Annotated in this window: 6 protein-coding genes; 4 read left to right on the forward strand and 2 right to left on the reverse strand. The window is 66.6% G+C overall.

All coding sequences use genetic code 11. The features are described from left to right. Positions 1-1,122, reverse strand: a 1,122-nt coding sequence (locus tag CWO91_RS41100; protein WP_130221010.1) for a polysaccharide deacetylase family protein, incomplete at its 3' end; no start/stop codon positions are given. A 182-nt stretch (positions 1,123-1,304) separates the two neighbouring features. Next, positions 1,305-2,078: a polysaccharide deacetylase family protein gene (locus CWO91_RS41105; RefSeq protein WP_130221015.1), complete on the reverse strand. Its 774-nt coding sequence runs from the start codon at positions 2,076-2,078 to the stop codon at positions 1,305-1,307. Positions 2,079-2,194: 116 nt separating this feature from the next. Between CWO91_RS41105 and mgtE the strand changes: the two genes are divergently transcribed. From mgtE to CWO91_RS41125, 4 genes are all read left to right on the forward strand, one after another. After that, on the forward strand, positions 2,195-3,616 hold the full coding sequence (mgtE, locus tag CWO91_RS41110) for a magnesium transporter (RefSeq protein ID WP_130221011.1): 1,422 nt from the start codon (positions 2,195-2,197) through the stop codon (positions 3,614-3,616). Positions 3,617-3,824: 208 nt separating this feature from the next. Further along, entirely contained in the window at positions 3,825-4,127 is a 303-nt protein-coding gene (locus CWO91_RS41115; RefSeq protein WP_130221012.1) for a helix-turn-helix domain-containing protein, read from the forward strand. 158 nt (positions 4,128-4,285) lie between these two features. Continuing rightward, positions 4,286-5,104, forward strand: a complete 819-nt coding sequence (locus CWO91_RS41120; RefSeq protein WP_130221013.1) for an aldo/keto reductase — start codon at positions 4,286-4,288, stop codon at positions 5,102-5,104. Positions 5,105-5,153: 49 nt separating this feature from the next. Continuing rightward, positions 5,154-6,104, forward strand: coding sequence for a hypothetical protein (locus CWO91_RS41125; protein ID WP_130221014.1), 951 nt, complete (start codon positions 5,154-5,156; stop codon positions 6,102-6,104). Positions 6,105-6,115 lie beyond the last annotated feature (11 nt).

The following is a 6,115-nucleotide window of genomic DNA, read 5'->3' on the forward strand; positions in this document are numbered from 1 at the left end:
CGCATGAGGCCTCTCGGCTGCCATGGCCAGCCGCGTCGCGGCGCGCCGCGATAGGGTCGTCGACAGCAGCACCTCGACCGAGCCCTCGGGAATCGCAAACAGGTCGCGGTCCGGCACGGGCAGGGTGGCCGCGACATTCGCCTGCGCCATGGTCCGGTGCGGCAGCAGCGGCTGATGCTCGGTCTGCGCATTGAGATCGGCAAGAGCGGGCGCCGGCAGCGTCGGGGTCTGCGCGAACACGAAATTCGGCACGCGCGGCCAGCGCGCGATCGGCGTCGTCTCGGTCGGCGGATGCAGCAGCCATTCCACTGGCGTCGTCGGTGTGGCCGGCCGATCGGCAGTTGCAGGCACCACATGGACGATGTGATAGCCGCGCGCCTTGAGGTCGCGGATGATCTTCGGCAGCGCCGCCACCGTGCGGGCCTGGATGTCGTGCAGCAGCAGGATGCCCTTGCCCTTGGCCTCCAGGCGCTGGATCGCGAGCTGATAGACGCGGTCGGACGAGACATGGCGCCAATCATCGGCGGGGAAATCGGCGCTCCAGACCTGGATGCCGCGCGAGATCAGGTGGTTCTCGACGCCTTCGGCGCGCATCAGGCCGGGAATGCGGAAGAATGGCGCAAGCTTGGACGGATCGGTCATCGCGGCCGAGGTCCATTCGATGCCGCCGTTGATCTCGGCCTCGGCCTTCTCGATCGGCATCCGGTCGAACGTCAGCGGATGGTCCATGCTATGGGTGCCGACGGTGTGGCCCGCCGCCACCAGCTTGCGCACCCCTTCCGGATTGGCCTTGGCCTGGTTGCCGATGATGAAGAAGGTCGCCTTGATGCACTCGTCGGCGAGGATCTGGAGCACCTGGTTGGAATATTTCGGCAGCGGACCGTCGTCGAAGGTCAGGACCACCTCATGGTCCTTCAGCGGCAGCGTCTCGCGATATTGCATGGTGCCGATCAGCGGATGCTCGCGCGGATCGACCACGAGGGTGCGGGAGGTCCCGAGCGCGTCGGGATGGCCGGGACAGTCGGCCGCGAGCGCCGCCGGCGAAGCGGTGGTCAGCAATCCCAGCAACAGGCCAAGGGCGCTCCACGATCGCGTCCGCGACACAACGCTACTTCCGATCATGAACCTTCGTCTGCCCCCATATGCGATTGCCGCCTTAGTAGGTCGGAGACGTCTGAAAAACGGTTCAGGCGCAAAGAACCCTTTCCCACGACAGGTCCCCCGATCATTTGCATGGGCTAGCATGAACAGAGTGTTAATAGAGCCCAAATCACCCCATTTTGCGCCGGCGTGACATTCCGGCATCAATGCGCGTCGGCATGCTTCTGCACTGGACCTGCCGGCGCGACGTGAACCACCCGGTAGCCGTTCTCCCTCAGATACCGCAGGAAGGCCGGCATGATCGCCGCCGTGCGCGCCTTGGGGTCGTGGAAGAGGATGATGCCCTTGCCGCTGGCGGCAAGGCGCTCGGTGACGAGCTTCAACTCCTGCTCCGGCGTCATCTCGTTCCAGTCGCTGGCCCAGAGGTCAGCCCCGAACACGACGATGCCGCGCGCCTGGAGCAGGTCGAGCTGTTCTGGCGTCGCCTCGAAATAGGGGAAGCGGAAGAACGGCGTCGAGGGCGTCGTGGTCGACACCCCGTGCAGCGCCAGCTCGTCGGCCGCGATGCCGCGGTCGATCTCGCTCTTCGCCTTGTCGAGCGGAAGCCGCGCCATGAACGGGTGCGAGAAGGTGTGATGGCCGATGGTGTGGCCCTCGCTGGCGATGCGCTTGACCATGTCTGGATGCTGGGAGGCGTGCAGGCCGATCAGGAAGAAGGTCGCACGAACGCATTCCTGCGCCAGCGCCGCCAGCACCTTCGAGGTGGTCGGCGGATGCGGGCCGTCATCGAAGGTCAACACGACCTCACGATCGGCGAGCGGCAGCGTCTGCGGAAAGCTCTTCAGGCCCACGCGCGGGGTGGTCTTGGCGTCGACGCTCAGAACGCGCGAGGTGCCGAGCGCGTCCTTGCGCGGGCACTCGGCGGCTTCAAGCGAGGTCGCGCCGACGAGGCCGGCCAGCACCGCGCCCAGCGCCATCGAGGTCCATTCCGGCCGATGCATCTTTGTCATTGCGCTCGCAGTTCGCTTGTGGGTATTGCCTGAGCCGTCAGCCCAGACCATCTGATCCAACCTGTCAAACGGCGAGGCGCGCCATGGATGAACAAATGGACGTTGCCCCTCCCGCTGCGGATTCGGTACTCGAGCACGTGCCGATGCGCAATGAAGACGGCGAAATTCGGCACGAATTCGTCGAGGAGATCGCGCATGCGATCGAGGCCGCAGACTCCGCACAGCTGCGCGCGATCGTCGCCGAGCTGCACGAGGCCGACCTCGGCGACCTGATCGGCGCATTGCAGCCCGTCGACCGCGTCCGCCTGGTCGAGCTGACCGGGCGCGCCTTCGACTTCTCCGCGCTGAACGAGGTCGACGAGGCCGTGCGCGAGGAGATCCTCGAGGAACTGCCGCCGGAGACGGTCGCAGAAGGTGTCCGCGAGCTCGAATCCGACGACGCGGTCGAGCTGTTGGAAACCCTCGACGCCGAGGATCAGGAGGAAATTCTCGAGAAGCTGCCGCTGCGCGAGCGCGTCGCGCTCGAGCGCAGCCTGCTCTACCCGGAGAATTCCGCCGGCCGCCGGATGCAGACCGAGTTCATCGCGGTGCCCCAGGACTTCACCGTGGGCCAGGCGATCGACTACATGCGCGAGACGCCGGACCTGCCCGACCGCTTCTACGAGATCTACGTCGTCGACAAGGACCAGCACTGGCAGGGCGCGGTGCCGCTCGACGTGCTGCTGCGCGCGCGCCGTCCGGTGCCGCTCACCGAGCTGACCGACGAGGATCGCCGCCGCGTCTCCGTCCTGGAGGACCAGGAGGAGGTAGCGCGCATGTTCGGCAAGTACAATCTCGTCGCAGCGCCCGTGCTCGACACCCAGGACCGCCTGGTCGGCGTCATCACCGTCGACGACGTCGTCGACGTCATCGAGGAGGAGGCGGACGAGGACCTCAAGGCGCTCGGCGGCGTCACCAGCGACGAAGAGCTGTCGGACACGTTTCTCACCATCGCCCGCGGCCGCTTCAACTGGCTGCTGGTCAACCTCGCCACCGCGTTCCTGGCATCCTCCGTGCTCGGCCTGTTCGAGGGCCAGCTCGAGAAGATGGTCGCGCTCGCCGTGCTGGCGCCGATCGTGGCGAGCCAGGGCGGCAATGCCGCGACCCAGACCATGACGGTGGCGGTGCGGGCGCTGGCGACCCGCGAGCTCGGCTCCTTCAACGCCTGGCGCGTGGTGATCCGCGAGAGCTTGGTCGGCCTCGTCAACGGTCTCGCCTTCGCCGTGATCACGGGGATCGCGGCCGTGGCCTGGTTCAAGATCCCCGGCCTCGGCATCGTCATCGGGCTTGCGATGGTCTGCAACCTCATCGCCGGCGCGCTCGGCGGCATCCTGATCCCGATGGCGCTCGACCGTGTCAGGGCAGACCCGGCGGTGGCGTCCGGCACCTTCGTCACCACCGTGACCGACGTCGTCGGCTTCTTCTCCTTCCTCGGTATTGCGACGCTCTGGTTCGGGTTGAAGTAGGAGGCGCCTCCGTTCCGTCATTCCGGGGCGCGCCACTTGGCGCGAGCCCGGAATCCATTTGTCGACGTACCCTGGCGCACGATGGATTCCGGGTTCGCGCTCCGCGCGCCCCGGAATGACGGCACGAGGCGTCGTCGCAGCGCCACCGAGCCGCTCTCTTTAATCCGAACTTAAGCCACCTGCCGCATCATCGTCCGTGCTTGGGGGAATGAGCATGCGGTTGCGGCTGAAGGCGGACGGGCGGATCGTCGAATTGCGGGACGGGCAGGAGTTTCCGGTCCAGCCGGCGGCCAATGCCGCGTTCGGCGACACCGGCCCGCTCGCGGTCCGCGATTTGCGCCGCCGCGCCTGTCTCACCCAGATGGAGTTCGCCGCAAAACTCGGCGTTCCCGTCGAGACCATCCGCAATTGGGAGCAGGGCAAGCGCGCCCCGCGGGGACCGGCCCGCGCGCTGCTCGCCGTGATCGCGCACGCGCCGGATACGGTGTTCCAGGCGCTCGCCAAGGTCTGACGGCCAAGGCCTGACGCCAAGAGCTCGACGCGAACGTCCCGTTAGCATTGCCCCGAATATCCGGCCGAACTGCCGCGGGCTTCCGTTGGCAGTGGCATGGGCCGGGTCCATAATGACGCCTGGATGATTTGCGGCTGCCGCAACAGAGAGGATTCCTCATGCTGTTCGTCGAGGCCAATGGTGCAAGGATCCCGGCGATCGGGCTCGGGACCTGGGAATTGGACGGCCGGCCGGCCGCGCGCGTGGTCGAGCAGGCGCTGCGGCTCGGCTATCGCCACATCGACACCGCGCAGGTCTATGACAACGAGCGCGAGGTCGGCGACGGCTTGCGATCCTCGGGCGTGCGCCGCGACGACATCTTCCTCACGACGAAGGTCTGGACCAACCATTTCGCGCCCCACGATCTCGAGCGCTCGGTCAAGGAGAGTCTCGCCCGCCTGCGGCTTCCCTCCGTCGACCTGTTGCTGCTGCACTGGCCGAATTCGCACGTGCCGCTGGCGGAGACGCTTGGAGCGCTGTCGCACGCGAAGCGCATGGGCCTGACCCGCCACATCGGCGTTTCCAATTTCACGGTGGCGCTGATCGAGCAGGCGGTGGCGTTATCGCCCGAGCCGCTCGCCTGCAATCAGGTCGAATATCACCCTTATCTCGACCAGGCGAAGGTGAGGGCGGCCTGCGACCAGCATGGTCTTGCACTCGTCGCCTACAGTCCCATCGCCAAGGGTCGCATCAAGACCGACCAGACGCTCGCGGAGATCGGCCGCGCCCATCGCAAGACGCCGGCGCAGGTGTGCCTGCGCTGGCTGGTGCAGCAGAATGTCGCTGCGATCCCGCGCACCTCGCGCGTCGAGCGCCTGTCGGAAAACATTGAGATCTTCGATTTCGAGCTGTCGGAGGACGAGATGAGCCGGATCGCCGCGCTGGCCCAACCCAAGGGCCGACTGACCGATTTCGGCTTCGCGCCGAAATGGGATTGAGGGGGGCCTGGGGTATGCTAGGACCGCGACGGCAACCCAAGATCAGTCGATGGAACTGCGGAAGATCATACGGACGGACATCGCGGCGTCGGCGATCGCGCATCTGACGCTGGTGGCGCTGATCATCCTGATCAGCGAGGTCCATCCGTTCCACGCCGCGGCGCCCGAGACTGTTTCGGTCGACATCGTCACGCCGGAGCAGGTGAAGGAAGAGATCAAGGAGCAGGAGACCAAGGAGACGGCAAAGGAGAAGCCGCCGGAGCCGACGCCCGATCTGAAACTGCCGAAGCTGGATTTCACCGACAAGTCGGATGCGGCGGCCAAGCAGCAGGTCGCGCCATCGCCATCACCGCAGGCTTCGCCCGAGCCGCAACGTTCCGCGCAGCAGCAACCTTCGCCGTCACCGAAGTCGCGCGAGGCCAACGCACAGCCGCAACAGCCTCCGCCGCAAGCCCAGCCTCAGCCGATGCCGCAATCGCTGCCACCGGCGATGCCACAGCCACCGATACAGCCGCCACCGTCACAGGCGATGCAGCAGCCCCAGGCTGCGCCACCGCCGGCCTACCAGGCGCCGGAGCCCGACGTCACCGTCAAATACGGCGTCATGCTGGGCCTGCCGCCTGAATTGCCGACGGAGCTGCCCAAGGACACTCCCAAGGACGACGGCGGCGACGCCAAGGATTCGATCGCCGCCAAGCTTCCACCCGAGGTCATCGCCGAGCTGCGCCGTCACCTCAAAAGCTGCGCCAAGCTGCCGGCCGGGGTCGCGCCGAGCGACAACGTCCACATCAAGCTGCGCACGGTGCTCGCCACGGATGGTACGCTGGCGCGCGAGCCGGTCCTGATGGCGGCCCCGCCATCGGCGAAGGGCGTGGCCCTGGTGAAGTCCGCAATGAGCGCGCTCCAGAACTGCCAGCCCTACAAGATGCTGCCAGCCGCCTTGTACGGGGAATGGAAGGTGTTGGATTTGCCGTTCAGCCCAAAGGATTTCGGGTCGTAGCGTATGCTCGT

Origin of the sequence: Bradyrhizobium genosp. SA-3, from assembly GCF_004212635.1 — a bacterium.
In the GTDB taxonomy this organism is placed as follows: Bacteria; Pseudomonadota; Alphaproteobacteria; order Rhizobiales; family Xanthobacteraceae; genus Bradyrhizobium.